We start from the raw sequence: 20,140 nt of genomic DNA on the forward strand, positions 1-20,140 counted from the left end.
CTTAAGCGAAACGGATATAGAAAAACAGTACGATTGCAGTGATCAGCGCCCACCAGATAGTAGGATTGCGCCATCCCTGCTGCAAAGCCTTTTCGCCGGGCGGTAACGAAAGACTGGACCTGTTCCAGATCAACCCTTTCAATTCTGCTTCCGGCTTAGGTTTTGTTACTAAGCTGACCAGCACACAAAGTACAATGCAGCTCCAGAATACGATGCCCGTCCTGTTGAAGAAAGGCATAGCCGGGTACATTATTTCCATGGCGATAGACAGCGGGATGGTAAGAATACCGGCGGCCAGCGCACCTGCATGCGTGGTACGCTTCCATAAAATACCGAGTAAGAACATAGCGGCAATACCGGGCGTAAATAACCCGTATGCGTTCATGAGGTAAAGGAATACCGGCTTTTTAGATTGTGTAAGGAATAAACCTGTGCAAAGGATGCCTATCATGATGATCACGGCCCCGGCTATACGCCCGAACCTTACAGCTTCTTTTTCAGTGGCCTGCTTACGGAAATACGGCAGGTAAACATCTACTGTGAGTATAGTAGTGCAGGAGTTAATGGCGCCCGAGAGGTGCGACATCACCGCTGCGATCAGTCCTGCCATCACCAGCCCTACCAGGCCCGAAGGGAGCAATTTCTCTACCAGCGTAGGAAACAGCAGATCCGGTTTCTCCAGGTTCGGGAACAATTTAGGTGCAACGAGGGCGGGAACGGTGATAATGATAGGAACCAGGAATTTCAGGTAATCGCCAAATACTACTCCCATCCGGGCATGCCACTCATTTTTAGAGGCCATTACCCGTTGTACGATAAACTGGTTGGTAGCGCAATAAAAAACGCTGATACAGAGTACGCCGCCCAGGTACATGGTCCAGGGAAAATCGGGATCATTGGCCGGGAGAATAAGATCCCAATCCTTCATGGTATCCGTAATGGCAGATACCCCGCCGGCCGCATGCACGGTAGCAATGGTAAGCGCAATGCCTCCCATTACCAGTACGCCCAACTGCAGCATCTCCGTCCATATTACCGCTCTCAGACCTCCGGCAATCGTGTAAACACCGGTAATGAGGGCCAGGATAACGACACTGGACATTACGGAAATGCCCAGCAGAGAGTGCAACGACAAGGCGCCCAGGTATAGTACGGCGCTGATCTCTACGAGGATATAAGTTAACAGGATCAGACCTGCGTAAGTAGTTCTTGCAGCGGCGCCGAACCTCCGTTCAAGAAATTCGGGCACTGTATAAAACCCGTTGCGGATATAAAACGGAAGGAATATCCATAACAGGGCGTTGAAGCCCATAAGAATGGCGCCCCATTCCATAGCTATGGCAACAAATCCGCGGCTGTAGGCAACGCCCATAGCACCTACCAGGTGATGACTGCTGATATTGGCGGCAATGATGCTGCCTCCTATCATCCACCAGGGTAATTTGTCGCCCGCCAGGAAATAATCTCTTTTGGTTTGCTGCCCTTTGCGGGAAGCATACAAACCCAGTGCAATTACACCCAGGATGTAGATCCCAAAAATGGCAGCGTCTAAAGCAGTTAGGTTCAAATTCATTTCGACAGGATCATTCGTTGGGAAATTGCTGTAGCTGCGGCTGTCAGCAGTTCAAGAGAACCAGGCGCAAACGGCGTTTGCCATACTGCATAACTCTGGTCGTGGTACGAGGCTGCCGGCGGCAGGTAGCCTGCATACCCGTTCACAATATTAATTACCGCTACAGCAGCAGGAGCCAGTGCAGCCCTTAGCTGTTGCTGGAAAGCGGCATAGGCTTCATTGGGTTGTCCTACGAGGATAGCGTCTCCCAGTTGCCATACCCATAAAGGCATGTTTGAAGTATCGCCATCCCCAACGGTTTTGCGGATACCCCGCTGGCGCCATAAACGTTCTTTTACCACGTGGTCTTCGCAGGCTTCCCAGGCGGCTTCTATGGCCGCCAGGGAAGGGAGATCTTTTAATGGAAGAGATACGGGTTGCATTTCCGCCTGCTTTACAGCCGAAGGACTGAAACCTGTTTTATTCCACATTGCCAGCGTGGCCCCCGATTCTACCACGCCGGTAAATTCCAGGGCTGTAGCAGGAGATTGCATTGCTTCCAGCGCTGCCAGGGTTGCATACCCTAACTGGCGACCATATTGATCTGCCAGGGAAGTATCCCCGCTGTATTGTTCTGCGGGCGCCAGTTCGCCGGAGGCTCCCTGGAGGAATAAACACGGCGCATGGGTAGCGCCTTCCACCACTTCTCTCAACGCCCCGATGTAATCGGGCGAGATCAGTTGGTTGTCGGCTCCCAACGTGGTTGGATGACAGGCATAGTTGACCACAACGCCTATCACCGCGCCTTCTTCATTTGTTACCCTTCCCACGAGCAGCGTATCATCTGCCTGTTTTGTTGAATTAAGACCTGTGAGTATCCTTGCTGTTTCCTTCTCCGGCAGCTCCCTGTTCTTAGCCAGGTCGCATTTACTGTAATGCCAGGAGAGGGTTGCTGTACGGGCATTTGCGAGTGCGTTTTTGCAGGCGGAGATAGCCGCCTGCTTCACCTTTTCCAGGTAAGGGGCAATGAAGTGCCCGCCTGGTTTGCCCGCATCTTCAGTGAAGGTACTGGGCCCTGCATGCGTATGCGTGAGGCAGAACATCAACTGATCAGGATGTATAGACAATGCTTCCAGGATGCCTTCCCTCAGGTTGCGCTCATCGGCAGCGCTTTTCCACCAGCCAAGATCGGCGGAGATAAGGAAAAGCGGCGTATCGTTGGCTGCTGATTGAAAAGAGAAACAGGTCAGCGTCAGCGGGCGGTGTATGCCTGCCGATACTTCATGTTTGGCAGCGCCCCAGTTGCGGGCGTAGATCCCTACCGGAGGGGTAATGTCTTCTCTCCCTGTTCCTATCCATCCACGGAATGAAGGATCTTTAAACGGCGTATACATTTGCTGCTCCATGGTTATTTTTTCTATCTCACAAGTGAAAGACCACCATCCATTAGCAGGATGCTGCCTGTAATATGTTTGTTGCCCGGATCGCACAGGCGTACTACCTGCGCGGCTATTTCCGCCGGCGTGATCAGCGCCTGTACAGGCACTTTCTTCCTGGCTTCCTCTTTCTGTTCAGGCGCCAGTTCCCAAACCCTGCGGCTCAGGCCTGCGTCCACATAGCCCGGCGCTATTTCGTTCACCATGATACCATGAGGCGCCAGTTCCAGCGCCATGCACTGGCAAAGCATGCGCATACCGGCTTTAGATACCGCGTATGCGGGGATGTGCGCATGTACCGCTTCGGCAGCCCAGCTGCCTACAAATACTACGCTGCCCCATTGCTGCCGCTCTACCAGGCGACCGGTAACAGCTCTTGATACGTAAAAAGCGCCATCCAGGTTAATCCGTAATTCTTTCGACCACTGTTCGGGAGTGATCTTATATAAACCGGCAATGGTTACCGTGGCAGCATTGGCCACCGCGATATGTACAGTACCCAGGGCCTCAGTGGCAGCGGCAACCCAGGCGTCGACCGCCGCGGCATCCGAAACATCTACCTGCGTGTAATGACTGCGAACAGAGAAGCTGTTTAACTCGTCCAACAGAGGAACCGCCATTGCTGCCGGCTGCACATCCCCGATGGCTACATTCGCCCCCTCCTTTGCAAACGCAATAGCTATGGCGCTTCCGATATCACCCAGCCCTCCGCTGATCAGTACTGTTTTCTCTTCAAATAATTTCTTCATGCCGGTTTATTTTTTATAATTACCAATCTCCTATACTGCCATCTTTATAGAAGGTGCGCTGTAAAACTTCCTGCCGGAAAGGATGTTTCTTCACTTCCGCTTCGTTGATCTCGATACCCAGTCCTGGTTTTGAATTAGGTCTTACAATCCTTCCTTTCTTTTCAACAGTAAAGCCTTCGCTCACCACTTCTTCCCTCCATGGCACATCATTATGTACGCTTTCACAGATGGCGTAAGATGGTGTTGCAAAGCCCAGCTCAATGGATGCCGCCGTACTTACAGGCCCCTGCGGGTTATGCGGCGCTACCGCCACACGGTAAGCATCTGCAAGGTTGGCAATTTTACGCGCCTCGCTCAAACCGCCGCAGTGAGTAATATCCGGTTGGATCACGCTTACCGCCCGCTTCTCCAGCAGGTCGCGGAACGCATGGATACCCACCAATCTTTCGCCGCTGGCAATAGGCGTTTTAACCGCCCGCTGAATAAGGGCTATATCCTCCATTGTTTCAGGCCAGCATGGCTCTTCAAAGAAGTAGAGGCCATATGGCTCCAATGCTTTTGCAAACTGCATCCCCATCAAAGGGCTTGGGCGGGCATGACAATCTACCATGATATCAATATCTTCTCCTACCGCCTCTCTCATTGCCTTTACACAGGCTTCCGCATACCGGATAGGTTTTAATCCTTCCAGCGGCATAGTTTCAGGAACAGCCATAGATTTGAAAGCGGTAAAACCATCTTCCACCGCCTTCTGCGCCAGCTCTCCAAACCGGCCCGCATCGTCAGGGCGCGTCTCGTAAAAATCTTCCATTTTCCCGCCACCCAGGTGACAGTACAGGCGGATATAATCTCTTACCCTTCCTCCCCATAACTGGTGACAGGGAACATTATGTATTTTACCTAAAATATCCCAAAGTGCAATATCAATTCCACTGATGGCAGTTCCTCTCACAATCCCGTTCCCGTGCCAGAAGTGCTGGCGGTACATCATTTGCCAGAGGTATTCGATCCTTCTCGGGTCTTCGCCGATAAGAAGCTGGGAGATATCTTCCACGGCTCCCACTACTGCGCGGGTATGCCATTCCAGCGTAGCTTCTCCCCATCCCCATAACCCGGGTTGATCTGTCACAATTTTAATAAAGATCCAGTTACGCATCCTGGCATGACATACCTGTGTTTCAATCGCGGTTATTTTCATAATTGAGCTACGATATTTTTGGTTTTCTCCAATGTTTCTTCAATGTCGTTTACTGTATGGGCAAAGGAAATACTACCCTGCTTGATCGGCAGCGGGAAGTTGAAGATGCCGCTCTCAATCAGTTTCAGCCGGTATTGCTTATCGTAATCAAAGTCGTGGTTCTCTACGATATCGTGGAAATCAACCGGCGCGTGATCCATGAAATATACACAGAAAGCGGAACCCTGGCGGGCCACGTAGAATTTGCGACCGGTAGCGGCAAAAATATCATTCAAGCCATTCTCCAGCATCTCTCCCAGTTTATTTACATGTTCATACACCCCGGCGGTCGACAGTTTCTTTAATGTAGCGATAGCGGCTGCCGTAGTGAGCGGATGGGCATTAAATGTACCCGCGATGAGTACCCGCCTGCTCTTTTCAGGATGAACGAAATAATCCATATACTTCTTCTTACCTGCGATCACTCCCAGGGGATAACCGTTGGCAACAGCTTTCCCGAAAGTGCTCAGGTCGGGCGTGACGCCGCAGATCTGCTGGTAGCCGCCCAACGCGTGGCGGAAGCCTGTTTTAACTTCGTCGAAGATCAGCAGGAAGCCATGCTCGTCTGCCAGTTTGCGCAACCCTTCGAGGTAGCCTGGCTGCGGTTTCAGGATACCCACATTCTGCAGGATGGGTTCCAGCAATATACCGGCAACAGGATAACGTTTTAAAATATATTCAACAGAAGCAAGATCGTTGTAGTTCACGATATGCACCAGCGATTTATGCGCCTGGGGTACGCCGGCAGACAAACTGTCGTAGGGGTACTCGCCCGGGCTCACTCTTGGTCCTATATCGCCAAGGCTGCTGATTACGTTACATGATACATCGTTATGCCATCCGTTATAACCGCCCTGCATTACAATGATATGATCCTTTCCTGTAACGGCGCGGGCTATACGTAAAGCATGATAGGTAGCTTCAGAACCGGTCGTAGTGATCTGCACACTTTCTGCGGTGGGTACGCATTTGCAGAAAAGGCTGGCAAATTCGCCTTCCAGGTTGGTGGGCCCAGCGCTCATCAGCAAGCTGTCCTGGTTTAATGTTTGCAACACTGCGGCATTGATATCCGGGTCGTTATGCCCCAGGAATGTTGCTGCAAACCCCGCCTGGTAGTCGATATACTCGTTTCCTTCCAGGTCCCACACGCGGCTTCCCAAACCTTTTTCAAAACAAATATTCGGGTCTGCCTTCCGGTTAAGCGATACCACGCCACCGGGAATCCACTGTTCGTTGTTCTTCAACAGCGCTGATGATTTTGGCCATGCGTTCATAATATGATACTGTTAAGATTTTAATTTATTGATTGAAATAGTCACCAGCCTTACTCTCTCTGCAAGCCAGTATTGATTATTTTTTATATTAGTGAACAGGCTGCAGAATAAAACAGAGGCGCATGCTTTGTAGCCATGCACCCCGTCTATTTTGATATTGCTCACTTTTCTACCTTCGAAAGTATAAATAGCCACAGCTTTTAAAGCCGGGATGGGATCGCAGTTAACGGCCGCTGTTAATTGGGCCCGGGACCTCACTGCACTATACATCAGCACTAATCCATATGCCAGCAGGATTTTAATTTTCATTAGCGAGACCCCGGACCTTCTTAACATGTTCCACGTATTAATTCTTACTCAAATCTATCCATCATCAATAACCGGTGTTCTGTTGTAAAACGCCCGGGTTATAGAGGTCTATCTGGCGTTTAGGAACAGGGAACAGGTTCATGTAGTCTTTAGGCGACAAGGTAGTGACCAATGGTTGGTTGGTAACGTTGTTGTACAAACGTTCTTCTTTTGTCATAACAGTGGTCATCCTGCCTGTACGCACCAGGTCCAGCCATCTTTCATTTTCGTAGGCAAATTCCAGTTGTCTTTCCAGCAACAGCTTATCCAGGAAAGCATCTGCGGATGCAATATCCGCCGCCGTATAATCGTGGCTTGCATCGCCAAACGCTCTTTCACGCACTTTATTCAACTGGATCAGCGCATTACCTTTATCGCCTGCATTGTATAATGTTTCAGCATACAGGAGCACCACGTCTGCATACCGGAGTACCGGGATATCTAACCCCGATGTTCCTATCAGGTGTTTTACCGCGTATTTTGAAACGTATGGGTAAAAGATAGGGGTACCGCCGGTTGCAGGAACATACATATCTGAAATAGTAGACGCTTTGCGTTTATCGCCTGCCTCGTATCGTTTATTCAGGCTCCAGGAAGGCAATGCCACTTCGTTACCCCTGTCTACAAGCCCATAGATACCTCCATTTGGCGTATAAGCAGTGGAAAGCGTCTGCCCGTTGGAGCTTTCAACATATTTCATTGTAAAGATCACTTCATTGTTATCTTCAGTGGCCAGGCTCCAGAGCGTTGAGAAATTAGGCTCAAGGATAAAACTGAATTCGCTGTTGATCCTTTCGAAACAGGTTTTCGCATTTGGCCAGTCTTTACGGTATACATATACTTTACCCAGCATCCCCAAGGCGGCGGCTTTGGAAGCCCTGCCCTTTGCAATGGTTTTCGGAAGTTTCTCTACCGCATCTTTCAGGTCGGAAATGATCAAAGCATAGATATCATCAGCGCTGGACCTGGCCATGGTTTTAGCTTCAGCGATCGACAGGGATGTCGTCACTTTAGGCACTCCGCCAAACAGGCGTACCAGGTCGAAGTAAAAACATGCCCGCATAAACTCTGCTTCCCCGGTGTACTGGTCTTTCATATTGGCCGGGTAATCCGTAGGCACGTTGATATTTTCCAGGATGGCGTTGGCCCTGCCAATACCCGTGTAAGTAGCTTCCCAAAAGTCGGCTACGATATTGTTATCCTGGTTCACTGCCAGGGCATCCATTTCCGAGCCCCCTGCTACCGCGGTATTATTACCCAGGTAAAGGTTATCGGACGGCAGTTCCATGATGAGGTAATCTGTCTGCTTGCGTTGCTGCAACGCGTTGTATACGCCCAGCACCGCCAGGTTCATATCATTGGCAGTTTTATAGTAGTTCCCTGTGGTCAGGGTATCTTCAGGTTTCAGATTGAGCAGTTTGTCTGTACAACTGGCCGCACCAAACAAAAGTAACATCGAAGCAATGATTGTCTTTTTCATCTCTTTTCTGTTTGCGGATTAAAAATTAAAGTTGAAGCCCAGTGCATAAGAACGGTTCAGTGGTTCAGAGCCTGTGTTATAGCCTGGCTTGCTGTTCACTCCCCCGATCTCTCCATTCGTATAACCTTCAGGGTTATAACCGTGGAAGCCTTTTTTGGTGAGGATAAGGGCATTGCTTACAGAGAAGTAAACGCGGCAGGAGTTCATGCGCAACTTGCTGGTAAAGGATTCAGGTATCGTGTAGCCGAAGTTGATGTTGCGGAGAGCGAGGAACGAAGCATCTTCTACCAGCACATCAGTTGCTCCCCAGGAAGCGATGTTGTTTAAAGAGATAGCAGGTGTTTTACCGTTGCCGGGGCTGGCTTCGGACCACCACTGGTTTTCGACCAGCGAACGTCTCATGGCTCCCAACAGGGTGCCTGAGTAATATTCATTTTCGAAGTTGTAGATCCTGGCGCCAACAGAAGCCTGCATAGCGATGCTCAGATCGAAGCTTTTCCAGGAGAAATTGTTCACCATTCCAAATATTGCCTTAGGCTGGAAATTGCCTAAGATCATTTTATCGTCTGAATTGATCGTCTTGTTGCCGTCGCGGTCGAATATGATAGGCTGACCAGGTTTGGTATTGCCTAAAGCAGGCGTATTGGCGATCTGGTTAGCATTCTGGAATACGCCGGTAGTTTTGTAACCATAGTAAGAGAACATGGGCTCTCCTACCCTGAGGATCCACGACATGCCGAACTGGTCTGTCACTATCCTTTCCTTCACATCGCCCAGGTCTTCTACCTTGTTCACGTTCTTAGAGAAGTTGAAGGAGGTTGACCAGTTGAATTTACCTACCAGGTTGCGGGTAGTTAATTCCAGCTCAATACCCTTGTTGCTCACAGAACCGATGTTAGACAAACCGGTAGTGAAGCCGGTGGTGATAGGAACGGAAACTTCGTATAACAGGTCTTTGGTTTTCTTGCTGTAGTAATCGAAGTTCAAATTGATGCGGTTATCCAATACGCCGAGTTCGAAGCCCAGGTCGATACCCGCGGTTTTTTCCCAGGTCAGATCGGGGTTTCCGTAGTTGCCCTGCGCCTGGCCTTTAACGGTAGAATTGTTGGGAGAATACAGCGCATCTTTCATTTTGCCGAGATAGGCAAAGTCGCCGATGTTGAAGTTGCCCGTTACACCGTAGCTGGCGCGGAGTTTCAGGTCGCTGATAGCCCTGATATCCTGCATGAATTCTTCCTGTTTCACTCTCCATGCCAATGAAGCGGATGGGAAATATCCCCATTTGGAATTCGGACCAAACCTGGAGCTGCCGTCTGTCCTAATGGAAGCGGAAACCAGGTATTTATCTTTGTAGGCATAGTTTACGCGGCTGAAGTAGGAAACCAGTCCCCAGCTCGATTTGGTGAAAGTGCTGGCAGCTGCGTTTATAGTAGCGTTGCTTAATGTATGAATGATATCATTATTGAAAGAACCGGTTACGGCATAGATGCCGGAAGCCTCTCCCCAGTTGCGTTGGAGCGACATGCCTGCAATAGCGGCGAGATCATGGCCTCCGCGGAAGGTAGTATTGTAGCTTAGAACGTTTTCGTTGATCACATTGATAGTGGAAGACTTGCGCTGGCTGCCTGTAGAGCCGGCAGCATTGCCCCAGGAAGTCTGGTAGTTATCAATAGTATTGTAAGCAATGTTTGTTCCTACAGAAGATCTTAAGCTCAAACCTTTGGCCAGGTTCAGTTTCAGGTACATATCGCTGATGTTGGCAAAAGTAGAGCTGAAATTTTCTGTACCGTCGAGCGTGGCAAGCGGGTTTAACTGCCCGCTGACAACGGCGCCCCAGTAGTCCCGTGCTTTAGGATAGGAACCGTCTGCACGGCGGGTTTGCACGAAGCTTGGGTATTTGGAGAAGTTGGCAATGTCGACAGACGGAGAGCGAAGTTTAGAATAAGATGGAGTGAGCATGAATCCCAGTTCCACTACTTTGCTGGCTTTTACGTCTACGTTGGCGCGGAGACCATAGGTTTTAAACCAGGTATTGCGCAGGGTTCCTTTTTCATCTTTATAGGTACCTGCTACGTAGTAAGTAACTTTATCGGTACCTCCGCTGGCAGACAGGTTATAGCTTTGAATAGGGGCGGTAGACAACACGGCATCCTGCCAGATCACGGGATTGGGAGAAATGATGGTATCATTCACCTGGTAGCTGGCGGGTCTTCTCGGATCGCCCCATACGGGGATGGTCGGATCGCCGCCGGCCCAGGTATATTCCCTGTTCTGGAATTTCACTGCATAATCATAATATTCCTGTCCGGTGATCCAGTCGTTATGTACGATGGCTTTAGACAAGCCTGCATAGCCATTGAAGTTGAACTTTGTTTTGCCTGCCACGCCTTTTTTCATGGTCACCATAATTACGCCGCCGGCGGCGCGGGAGCCATAGATGGCAGCGCTGGAAGCGTCTTTCAGCACTTCGATGGATTGAACGTCGTTCATATTGATGTTGCCGAGGTTGCCGCCGGGTACGCCGTCGATCACTACCAGCGGTTCGTTGCCGGCGCTGATAGAGCCGGCGCCGCGGATGCGGATATTGGGAGCCTGGCCCGGCTGGCTTCTCGCCTGGGAAATGTTCACCCCTGCCAGGCGGCCTACCAATGCGGCTTCCGGCCGGCCGGCCGGCATCTGGTCGAGGTTTGTATTTTCTACTTTTGCGACAGCAGCAGTAACAGACGATTTTTTAACGGTACCGTAACCAATTACTACTGTTTCGTTCAAGGTTGTTTTTGATGGTTGAAGGGAGATATAGATGTGTTTACCGTTCCCGGCAGCCTGTTCGGCTTTGTCGTAACCGATGAAGGAGAAAACCAGTATATCCGTTGCCGTTGCACGGATTGAGAACTGGCCTTTGGCGTCGGTAGCTGCGCCTGTTTTGCTTCCTTTGATCATGACAGTTACACCGGGGATCGGCGACTGCGTTTGTGCGTCCAGTACAGTACCCTTGATTTCCTGCGCCTCCTGTGCAAACAGGTGAAACGGCCTGCAGAGCATGATGGCAAATGAGAACAGCCATACGAAAAGGTAGAGGTTCTTGCCTTTCATAATACGTTGGTTAGATAAAATGTTTAGATAAGTTTTTCCACGTGTACAGATACACTAAAAAAGGCGTACCCGTAATTTGTTTACATTTTCACTTTTTATGGAGGGCAAATCAATGGGCAAAAACCTGGTACTGACGGGCATAGGTATTCAATTCAATTGCAGGTTACAACTGTCAAATACCCGTGTTCACCGGAAGTAAAACAAATCTGAAAAGTCAGCAAGGTTATGATAACCGCTTACAGGCTAAACTTCATTTACCAGGTGCGCGCTGATCATTATGTTTACAAATATAATGTTGTTTTGTAAACAAAAAAATATTTTTCAGGAAAACATGAAGAAATTATTAAGTCAGTGTGCGGGCAGATAAAAAGGGGTTAATCGATTTCCAGAGTAGTAAGTTCTCCTCTTACCAAATGCTTGATCAGGGCTTCTTCAGCCATTCTGAGGTCTCTTGCTTTCAGGGCGTTAACGATCTGGCGGTGTTCTTCATCTGTCTGTTCATAATCATCCATCTGCAGCATTTTACCCAGTTTCATATGGAAAAGGGGGATATTGCTGAACTGGTACAGTTCCATCAGTTTAGGGTTAACGGCGCTGGCAACCAGGGTTTCATGGAACTTGACGTCTGCTTCGCAGGCGCCGCCCAGGTACCCGTTCTTCACCATATTGCTGAAATCCTCGCAGATCCGCTCCAGGGCACTGATATGCTCGTCGGTACAATGCTGGATGGCCAGCCGGATCGCTCCCAGTTCCAGCAGCTCCCTTAACTGGCGGATCTGTTTGATATCTTCGGCATTCATCGTCTTGACAAAATACCCGCCTTTTTCCCCGAACACTACCAGGTTTTCGCCCAGCAACCGGGTAAGCGCTTCCCGCACGGCCATGCGGCTTACTTCCATTTTTTTGGCCCATACATCTTCCTTCAGGCGCATCCCCGGCACCAGTTGATTAGCAAGGATCTTACGGCGCAGTTCTACGTACACTTTATTGGCTAAGGAGTCTGTCTTCATAGTTAATTATGTAAACGAAATTTTTTGGCAAAAGTAAACATTTTTTAGAGATCCGATAATATATATACCAGCAGGCTGATGATTGGCAAACAAATTACGTGGTCTCTTTCTCAGTCTCTATGGATCGGTTGACCCAACAAATTTATATTCAAAATCCGGATTTTACATTTTCCTGCCTTTTCAATATCGCCATTTTCCGGGGTAATCCTGTACTTTTTCAACCAATTATACTACTCTTCTATCCTTTTAACAATGAATTGGCTACAAAAAAGCACAGATTTTCTATATTTATTGCCTTTTAAAATCGTTTTAGCTAAAGTGATGCAGTTCAATTCCCGTTTATTTACTTTAAATACCGAACAATGGCAGTAGACAGAAGATCCGCGATAAAGCAACTGTTGTTTGTATCTGCAGGATTTGCGATTTTGCCGTCCTGCCTGCAAAAAACAACCCGTTCGTCGATGGCTATCAAAAATTTCAGCATCGACGCCGACCAGGAAAAGATCCTGGCCGAACTCACAGACACCATCATTCCTCCTACTTCCACCCCGGGCGCCAAGTCATTAGGCGCTCCGTTGTTTACGGTAGTAATGTTGGATGACTGTTACACAAAAGATGAACAGAAAAGATGGGTAAAAGGCCTGAAAGCCTTTGAAGAAGCCTGTAAGGACATGAATGGTCTGGGCTTTGTTCAATGCAATACCGCCCAGAGGAACGCCCTGGTAAAATCGCTGGAAGAAAGCAAAGAGGATAATGCCCTCAACTACTTTTACCGGACTACCAAGCGAGAAACCATTCACGCTTACACGACTTCCAAGTACTTCCTGACGAATGTGGACATTTACGAACTGGTGCCCGGAAGATATAAAGGCGCCGTACCGTATAAACCGCAAGCCAGGAAACTTTCCTAACCCACAGTCTAACTTTTAATTGTATGAGTATTAATAATAAAAGCGCTCAATCCCGCACCTTCGACGCCATCGTGATCGGTTCCGGCATCAGCGGCGGATGGGCAGCCAAAGAATTTACCGAAAAAGGCCTGAAAACACTGGTATTGGAAAGAGGCCGGGATGTGAAACATATCAAAGACTACCCTACCACGTCGATGTTTCCATGGGAATTTCCTCACCGCAACCAGGTGCCCCGCGCCATTAAAGAAGCCAACCCGGTGATCAGCCGTTGCTATGCCTTCAACGAAGATGCACAACACTTCTTTGTAAAAGATACTGAACACCCCTACGGCCAGCCCAAACCTTTCGACTGGATCCGCGGTTACCAGGTAGGCGGAAAATCGCTTATGTGGGCGCGCCAGACCCAGCGCTGGAGCGACTATGACTTTGAAGGCCCGGCCCGCGACGGTTTCGCTGTTGACTGGCCTATCCGTTATAAAGATCTTGCTCCCTGGTATAGCTATGTAGAAAAATTTGTAGGCATCTCCGGCAACAAAGATGGTCTTGACCACCTGCCCGACGGCGAGTTCCTGCCTGCAATGGAACTGAACGTAGTAGAATCTTTCTTCCAGGAAGCAGTAAAAAAGAACTATGCCGACAGGCACGTAATCTATGCCCGTTGCGCCCATCTTACCCAACCACAAAAGGTACACCTGGACCAGGGAAGAGGGCAATGCCAGAAAAGGGACATGTGTCAACGCGGCTGCCCATTCGGCGGGTATTTCAGCAGCAACTCCTCTACCCTTCCATGGGCCGAAAAAACAGGCAACCTTACCCTGCGCCCCTTTTCCGTTGTACACTCTATCATTTACGACGAACAAAAAGGAAAAGCTACAGGCGTGAGGGTTGTTGATACTATCAGCAAAGAAATGATAGAATTCTACGCCAATGTGATCTTTGTAAACGCGGCTGCCGTCAATACAAACCTCATCCTGCTGAATTCTACCTCTCACCGCTTCCCTAATGGACTGGGTAACGACAGCGGCGTACTCGGCAAATACTTCGCTTTCCACAACTACAGGGGCCATATTTCAGCCCAGGTAGAAGGATTCAGGGATATGACCACAGAAGGACGCCGTCCTACAAGCGCATATATACCAAGGTTCCGCAACGTAAAGAAACAGGAAACTGACTTCCTCAGGGGATACGCCGCCGGCTTCGGCGCATGGCGCGGCTCTCATGTGAATACCGACGGGTTTGGAAAAGACCTGAAAGATCAGCTCTTCAACCGGGAAGTAGATGGTTGGTACGTTGGCTCTCATATGATGGGCGAAACCATCCCTAAAGAGACTAACCAACTGACCCTCGATCCTCATCGCAAAGATGAATGGGGCATCCCCCAGATCAATATCGACGTAGCATACGACGATAATGATGAAAAAATGCTGAATGACTTCTTTGAGCAAATGACAGAGATGTATACTAAAGCAGGGTTCACCAATATCAGCACCGGCGACTCTAAACAGGCGCCCGGCCTGGATATCCACGAAATGGGAGGAGCGAGGATGGGTAAAGACCCTAAAACTTCTATCCTCAATGAATGGAACCAGATGCATGCCTGCAAGAACGTATTCGTTACCGACGGCGCTTGTATGACGTCTACATCCACACAGAACCCCTCCCTTACTTACATGGCGCTTACCGCCAGGGCCGTTGACCACGCGGTGAGCGAGCTAAAAAAAGGAGAGATCTAGTTTCACGCAGAGGGGCATAAGGAGCAAAGAAGCATAAGGATTTTTTTTAAGTGAAATAAGAAAGCAAAGGGAGCGAAGATTGTGCTAAATAACATAATCTTCGCTTCCTTTGCTTTCTTAAATCCACTACAATCAAATTCAATTGATCCTTGCTTTCTTAATATTCTTAAAAAAATCCTTATGCTTCTTTGCTCCTTATGCCCCTCTGCGTGAACCTTTGCGAGAAACCTTAACTTTGCGGCATGAAATCGTTACAAGAACTGGTTAATATAAATGAGAGTAACTGGAAGAACCTGGAAGCCATTATCCTGTCTGCCAGCAATGATGTTGCGGTGTTGCCTAAAAATGAGGGACAGGCGGCTACCGCGTTGTATGAAGCGCAGCTGTCTGTCAAATCTCCTATTGGTGCATTGATATACGAAACAGGAGGATTATTGGTAGATCATGGATGGCTGAGAGTGCTGGGTTCGGGCAATGAGCGGTTGAGCAGGAGTTTGCCTGCCTGGAACCTGGGTAAATCGTATAGGCGCTTCGGTGATGCCCCATTATTTCTTTTAATAGCTGATGATGTGCTGGGAGGTTTCTATGCCATTAATGCCGGCGGCTTAGCCGAACAGGAGGGCTTAGGCAGCGTGTTTTATTATGCCCCCGATGCCGGGGAATGGGAGAATATGGAGATAGGATATACGGATTTCATCGGCTTCTGTTGCACCGGTGATATCGCCGGTTTTTATGAAGATTTCAGGGAGCCGGACTGGAAAGAAAAGATAGCGGAAGTAGATAGTCAGTCGGTACTTTCGGGAGGGGAAATTATTTCCGTGGAAGAAGCATGGACCATTGCTGCCGACGCAATCGATCCGCATCATTAGCTGGTTGCCCGGCATAAAGGAGCGGGGAACGGGAGTAAGGGAACAAGCTGCATACCGGGGGCAGACAGGCCAACAGGAGAATAGATGACGTTTGTATGCATTACCCTATCGTTTGTCGACGAACCATGGAGACGCGGGGCAAATGATCTATTTTGCGCCCGGTTAGTTTTCCTTTTTCCATGTACCCGATTGCTTTATTTCAATATTTTGTTGTAGCGGGGCTGGTTAATACCGGCTTTTTTACGTTGATGTTAATTTCCCGGAAAAGAAATACCGCGCCTGTGGTTATATTGATCACGCTGATGTTGCTGCTCAGTTTCCAGGCGCTGCTCAATGCTTTTGACACCCGGTCGTTCTTCCTTGCCTTTCCTCACCTGAGCCGGATCTCATGGCTGCTGCCAACGGTTTTTGGCCCGCTTATCTACCTGCTGACATACTATCTTACCACAGGCAAAAAACAATTACAGCGACGGGACGTCATCCATTTTATTCCATTTTTCGTATATCTGCTGCTGTTATTACCCTGGTACCTGCAGGCAGCGGCCGACAAACGCCGATTGCTTGACGATTTTGAAGCAGCCAGTACAAACGACTTTGGCTGGATGAACCAATTCAGCATTGCCTGGATATTGCTATACCTCATACTCGCCCTCGTCCAGTTACAACGGTACAGGAAAACGCTGCAATCCGTTCATGCTGCCTTCAATGTGTTCCAGCTTCAGTGGTTACGCAGGTTTATCTATATCTTCCTGCTGATCCTTGTAGTTTCAGGGCTGGCTTTTTACGGACGCAAGTTTGGCCTACCCCTTCTCTCCCATCTCTATCACTACAATTATGCGCTGGTCGTATTGGCTTTATACTGGGTTGCCGGCAAGTGCATTACACAACCCCAATTGTTTGAACATTGTCAACCCGTTGCTGAGCCACCGGCCTGTGAAGCGCCGGTAAAAACACTTGTTTTCGGTTCTGCCGGTTACGATGATACACAGGGCAGCGCTGCGAGGAAATATGCGAAATCGGGGCTCGACGATGCGGCAACCGATCAGTTGACAGAACGCCTGCTTCAATATATGGATAATGAAAAGCCATACCTCGACCGTGCCCTGACCATTTCTTCACTGGCAGCTGCGCTTGGCGTAAGCCGGCATCATTTATCGCAGGTTATTAATGCGCGCCTGGCCCTGAGTTTCTTCGACTTTATCAATAGTTACCGCATCAGGGCAGTACAATCCCAAATGCTTGCACCCGGCGCCAGGTCTTTGAGCCTCTTGGGAATTGCATATGAATGCGGGTTTAATTCTAAAGCGACCTTTAATACCTCTTTCAAGAAATTTACAGGTATGACCCCGTCGGCATACCTTAAAACCCAGCTTCAACAGGGATGATCCGGTCGGCTCAGGCGATGCAGCCAGGACTGAACAATACTTTTGCACGCAAAAAACAGTACATGAAACGACCTGGAGGAATACTGACAGCCTTATTATTCGCTACAAACCTCATCGCGCAGCAAGCGCCTGTAAATATTTCAACTACCAGCCTGAAAAAGGATTTTTCAATTTTCCGTGCTGCACTAACAGAGGCGCATCCCGGCCTTTATACCTATCATGATAGCAGTTACTGGACAAAAAGATTTAAAGAGACAGCAGAGCAGTTGACACATCCGCTGACGGAGCTGGCGTTCTACCGCCTCCTGGCCCCCCTGGTTGCCGACATCAAATGCGGGCACACCAAATGGCACCGCAACGGCCACCCCGAGGATCTATATGCTTTTTATCAAACCGGGTTATTTCCACTCAAATTATATTTCAGGGACGCGAAAGCATATGTCGTAGGTGAATACAGGAAAACAAACATTCCGCAGGGTGCAGAGATCATCGGTATTAATAATAATGATATGGCAACTGTGGCCGCCCGTCTCAAAACCAACATACCCGCCGATGGCGTTGTAGAGAGTGCGCGCCGGCAAATGCTTGGGGAACAGTTTGCCGGTTACTATGCCAGTTTTATCGGCCCCTCTTTCTCATTCACTATCAATTACCGCTTAAAGAACGGCACTGTAAAAACAACGGTAGTGCCTTCAGTGGATGTTGCCACTATTCGTAATCACAATACTCCGGCTACTCATGATACTTTAAGTGTCAGTTTTCCGGCCAAAGGCGTTGCCCTGATGCGCATACCTGTATTTATGCCACAGGAAGGAGGTCCGGAGTGGGAATCATTTCTCGCAACTGCCTTTCATCGTATCCGGCAGGCAAATGCAGAGAGCCTGATCCTCGACCTTCGTAATAATGAAGGCGGCATTGATCAATGGGGCGCCCGGCTATTTGCCTGGTTTACCGACAAGCCATTCAGGTATTACAACAGGCTTACAGTAGTTTCGGACAGGGACTTCAGTTTCAGGCAATACGCCTCCTTGCCTGAACAATATGACCAGCTTAAAGCCTTTATCAAAAAACAGGGCAATGAATACATCTTTACGCTCCATCCGAACCTGGATATCCAGCAGCCCCAGCAAGATCCGTTTAAAGGGAAATTATATGTGCTGATAAACGGTCGCAGCTTCTCGGTAACCAGCGAATTTGCAGCTATTGCCAGGGATCAGCACCGTGCTGTTTTTGTAGGAGAAGAAAGCGGCGGCACTATCGAAGGCAACAATAGCGGCGGCTTTGTAATTGTAAAGCTCCCCAACACGGGGCTTACACTTGGCATTCCGCTGCTCCGTTATCATATGTCGCTAAATGAAAAATACCCACTTGGCCGCGGCATTATACCTGACCATATAGTTGCCTCCCAACCCGCGGATATTATCAAAGGCAAGGATGCCGTATTAGAGAAAACGCTGTCATTGATCCGGGATCAAGGCAAATAGTATCAATCCGCATGCCCTGGTACTTACCTATCCCCAGCCGGCGGGCTAAGGATAGGTAAGCAGCGGACCTTCATTACTTTCCCTCCTGTTGGGCATATACCAGCAGCGACGCTTTTTCTATAGTGTGCATGTTGAGCATAAACCCGATTATAGCGGCGCTGGAATTTTCAGCGTCCTCCAGTTGTTCGCGGAGTGCATGCACCGTAATGATATAACGATGCAACTGGCCTGCGGGCGGGCATGGGCCATAGTAGCCCCTGACGCCCAGGTCGCTCAACCCTCCGATTGCACCCTGCGGGAGTTGACCGGCAGTAAGGTTGCCTGCATCGGCAGGCAGGGAGGTAACGGAAACGGGAATATTATATACCACCCAGTGCCATAGCCCGCTGCCGGTTGGCGCATCAAGATCGTACATCGTTACGGCAAAGGATTTTGTACCTGCTGGCGCATTTTCCCAGTGCAGTTCGGGTGAAATATTTCCCCCCTGGCAATCGGGTCCTATTCCAAAATGTTTCTTAGTGAACTGACCTCCCAGGTCATTGCTTTTTAAAGTGAACGTTGCTTCTACTGTTTTGTTTTCCATCTTTGTATTGATTTTATGCAAAGGTAGAAGCGGCGCCGCCGGCGGCTTATAGCCAATCAGTCAAAGACTGTTGCCGGAAGTTCATCTTTTGTTTTGAAAAGCTTTAGGACTTATTCCATACACCTGTTTGAACGATTGGGAGAAGCTGGAATGGTTTTCATATCCTACTTTATAAAACACTTCGCCTGGGTTTTCATTTTGCAACAACAACGAAGTTGCGATCTCCATTCTTCTCTGTAAAAAATACTGCCTGGGCGGCAGCTTATAAAGTTTCAGGAATTTCCTTTTAAACGTTGAAATGCTGGTATGACAAAGGAATGCCAGTTCTTCCAGGGTAAGATTGTTAGTAATATTCTGTTCCACCACTTTCCTGATCTCCAGGTCTGAATATTCTTCCTGCGATCTTAGCTGGAAAGAAAGGATCTCGCGGGGATATTTTTCCAGCAGGAACATCATCAGTTCTTCAAACTTCAGTTCCAGTTTTTCATAAGAGAAAACGGAATGCTGTTCCTGTATGTATTTAAGGGAAACGATATAATTCCTGATAAATTCGTCTTTCTCAAAAACAAGGAACGGTTGTTCGCCTGCCGTTGGTTTGGAAGGAATTTTGTCGATGACCGACGCGTATTTTACAAAAAAATTCGTCAACACTGTATTATCAAAGAACCACATTGTGCTTTTATAAACCTCGTTAACAGAGAGTTTTTCCGTCATCAGGCAATTGCCTGAAGTAAGCAACGCAAACTGGTTATCGCTGATAATGGTTTTGCCTTTGTCGTAGTGTACAACCTTTTCTCCCTGTTCTAGCAGGCTGATGAGATTTTGTTGCAGAAATATTTTATTCCGCTGTGCTTTCTCATTCGAAACATAGGTATATAATTTCAGAACTTCATTGTTGCTCATGCGTTGTAAATATTTCGTCCGCTAAAAATGAGTTATATATATCCGGGGCGGGTAAAACAACTGGATGGCAGCTATGGGTTTATTTCCTGCAAA

At 48.6% G+C, this 20,140-nt stretch carries 16 protein-coding genes; 5 read left to right on the forward strand and 11 right to left on the reverse strand.

What is annotated here, in order from left to right; genetic code table 11:
- Nucleotide 1: 1 nt before the first annotated feature.
- From BLV62_RS14695 to BLV62_RS14735, 9 genes are all read right to left on the reverse strand, one after another.
- Nucleotides 2–1,573, reverse strand: a complete 1,572-nt coding sequence (locus BLV62_RS14695; protein ID WP_089762709.1) for an SLC5 family protein — start codon at nt 1,571–1,573, stop codon at nt 2–4.
- Entirely contained in the window at nt 1,570–2,958 is a 1,389-nt protein-coding gene (locus BLV62_RS14700; RefSeq protein WP_089762710.1) for a neutral/alkaline non-lysosomal ceramidase N-terminal domain-containing protein, read from the reverse strand. The genes BLV62_RS14695 and BLV62_RS14700 overlap by 4 nt, the downstream gene beginning before the upstream one ends.
- A gap of 11 nt (nt 2,959–2,969) precedes the next feature.
- The gene (locus tag BLV62_RS14705; RefSeq protein ID WP_089762711.1) at nt 2,970–3,737 is read right to left on the reverse strand and encodes an SDR family NAD(P)-dependent oxidoreductase; all 768 of its coding nucleotides are present in this window, start codon (nt 3,735–3,737) and stop codon (nt 2,970–2,972) included.
- Nucleotides 3,738–3,756: 19 nt separating this feature from the next.
- The gene (gene dgoD / locus BLV62_RS14710; RefSeq protein WP_089762712.1) at nt 3,757–4,935 is read right to left on the reverse strand and encodes a galactonate dehydratase; all 1,179 of its coding nucleotides are present in this window, start codon (nt 4,933–4,935) and stop codon (nt 3,757–3,759) included.
- The gene (locus BLV62_RS14715) at nt 4,932–6,248 is read right to left on the reverse strand and encodes an aspartate aminotransferase family protein (RefSeq protein ID WP_089762713.1); all 1,317 of its coding nucleotides are present in this window, start codon (nt 6,246–6,248) and stop codon (nt 4,932–4,934) included. Before BLV62_RS14715 ends, dgoD begins: the two co-directional genes overlap by 4 nt.
- Nucleotides 6,249–6,260: 12 nt before the next feature.
- Nucleotides 6,261–6,557, reverse strand: coding sequence for a hypothetical protein (locus tag BLV62_RS14720; protein WP_089762714.1), 297 nt, complete (start codon nt 6,555–6,557; stop codon nt 6,261–6,263).
- Nucleotides 6,558–6,621: 64 nt separating this feature from the next.
- Nucleotides 6,622–8,076 (reverse strand): RagB/SusD family nutrient uptake outer membrane protein, encoded by a 1,455-nt coding sequence (locus BLV62_RS14725; protein WP_089762715.1) that lies wholly within the window; start codon nt 8,074–8,076, stop codon nt 6,622–6,624.
- 18 nt (nt 8,077–8,094) lie between these two features.
- Nucleotides 8,095–11,169 carry a SusC/RagA family TonB-linked outer membrane protein gene (locus tag BLV62_RS14730; protein ID WP_089762716.1) on the reverse strand — a complete coding sequence of 1,025 codons (3,075 nt, stop codon included), beginning with the start codon at nt 11,167–11,169 and terminating at the stop codon, nt 8,095–8,097.
- A 374-nt stretch (nt 11,170–11,543) separates the two neighbouring features.
- Entirely contained in the window at nt 11,544–12,179 is a 636-nt protein-coding gene (locus BLV62_RS14735) for a GntR family transcriptional regulator (RefSeq protein ID WP_089762717.1), read from the reverse strand.
- 362 nt (nt 12,180–12,541) lie between these two features.
- Between BLV62_RS14735 and BLV62_RS14740 the strand changes: the two genes are divergently transcribed.
- The 5 genes from BLV62_RS14740 (at nt 12,542) to BLV62_RS14760 (ending at nt 18,561) form a co-directional block, all read left to right on the forward strand.
- Nucleotides 12,542–13,090, forward strand: coding sequence for a gluconate 2-dehydrogenase subunit 3 family protein (locus tag BLV62_RS14740; protein WP_089762718.1), 549 nt, complete (start codon nt 12,542–12,544; stop codon nt 13,088–13,090).
- A 23-nt stretch (nt 13,091–13,113) separates the two neighbouring features.
- A complete protein-coding gene (locus tag BLV62_RS14745) occupies nt 13,114–14,823 on the forward strand; it encodes a GMC oxidoreductase (RefSeq protein WP_089762719.1) in 1,710 nt (569 codons plus the stop codon).
- 242 nt (nt 14,824–15,065) lie between these two features.
- On the forward strand, nt 15,066–15,692 hold the full coding sequence (locus BLV62_RS14750; protein ID WP_089762720.1) for a DUF2625 family protein: 627 nt from the start codon (nt 15,066–15,068) through the stop codon (nt 15,690–15,692).
- A 281-nt stretch (nt 15,693–15,973) separates the two neighbouring features.
- Nucleotides 15,974–17,077: a helix-turn-helix domain-containing protein gene (locus BLV62_RS14755; RefSeq protein ID WP_168927848.1), complete on the forward strand. Its 1,104-nt coding sequence runs from the start codon at nt 15,974–15,976 to the stop codon at nt 17,075–17,077.
- 62 nt (nt 17,078–17,139) lie between these two features.
- Nucleotides 17,140–18,561, forward strand: coding sequence for a S41 family peptidase (locus BLV62_RS14760; protein ID WP_168927847.1), 1,422 nt, complete (start codon nt 17,140–17,142; stop codon nt 18,559–18,561).
- A 73-nt stretch (nt 18,562–18,634) separates the two neighbouring features.
- Here the strand turns inward: BLV62_RS14760 and BLV62_RS14765 are convergent, their stop codons facing one another.
- Both BLV62_RS14765 and BLV62_RS14770 read right to left on the reverse strand, forming a co-directional pair.
- The gene (locus BLV62_RS14765; RefSeq protein WP_089762723.1) at nt 18,635–19,144 is read right to left on the reverse strand and encodes a YbhB/YbcL family Raf kinase inhibitor-like protein; all 510 of its coding nucleotides are present in this window, start codon (nt 19,142–19,144) and stop codon (nt 18,635–18,637) included.
- 81 nt (nt 19,145–19,225) lie between these two features.
- A complete protein-coding gene (locus tag BLV62_RS14770; protein ID WP_089762724.1) occupies nt 19,226–20,047 on the reverse strand; it encodes a helix-turn-helix domain-containing protein in 822 nt (273 codons plus the stop codon).
- Nucleotides 20,048–20,140: the final 93 nt, after the last annotated feature.

Source organism: Chitinophaga terrae (ex Kim and Jung 2007) (assembly GCF_900107795.1).
GTDB classification, from domain to species: Bacteria; Bacteroidota; Bacteroidia; order Chitinophagales; family Chitinophagaceae; genus Chitinophaga; species Chitinophaga terrae.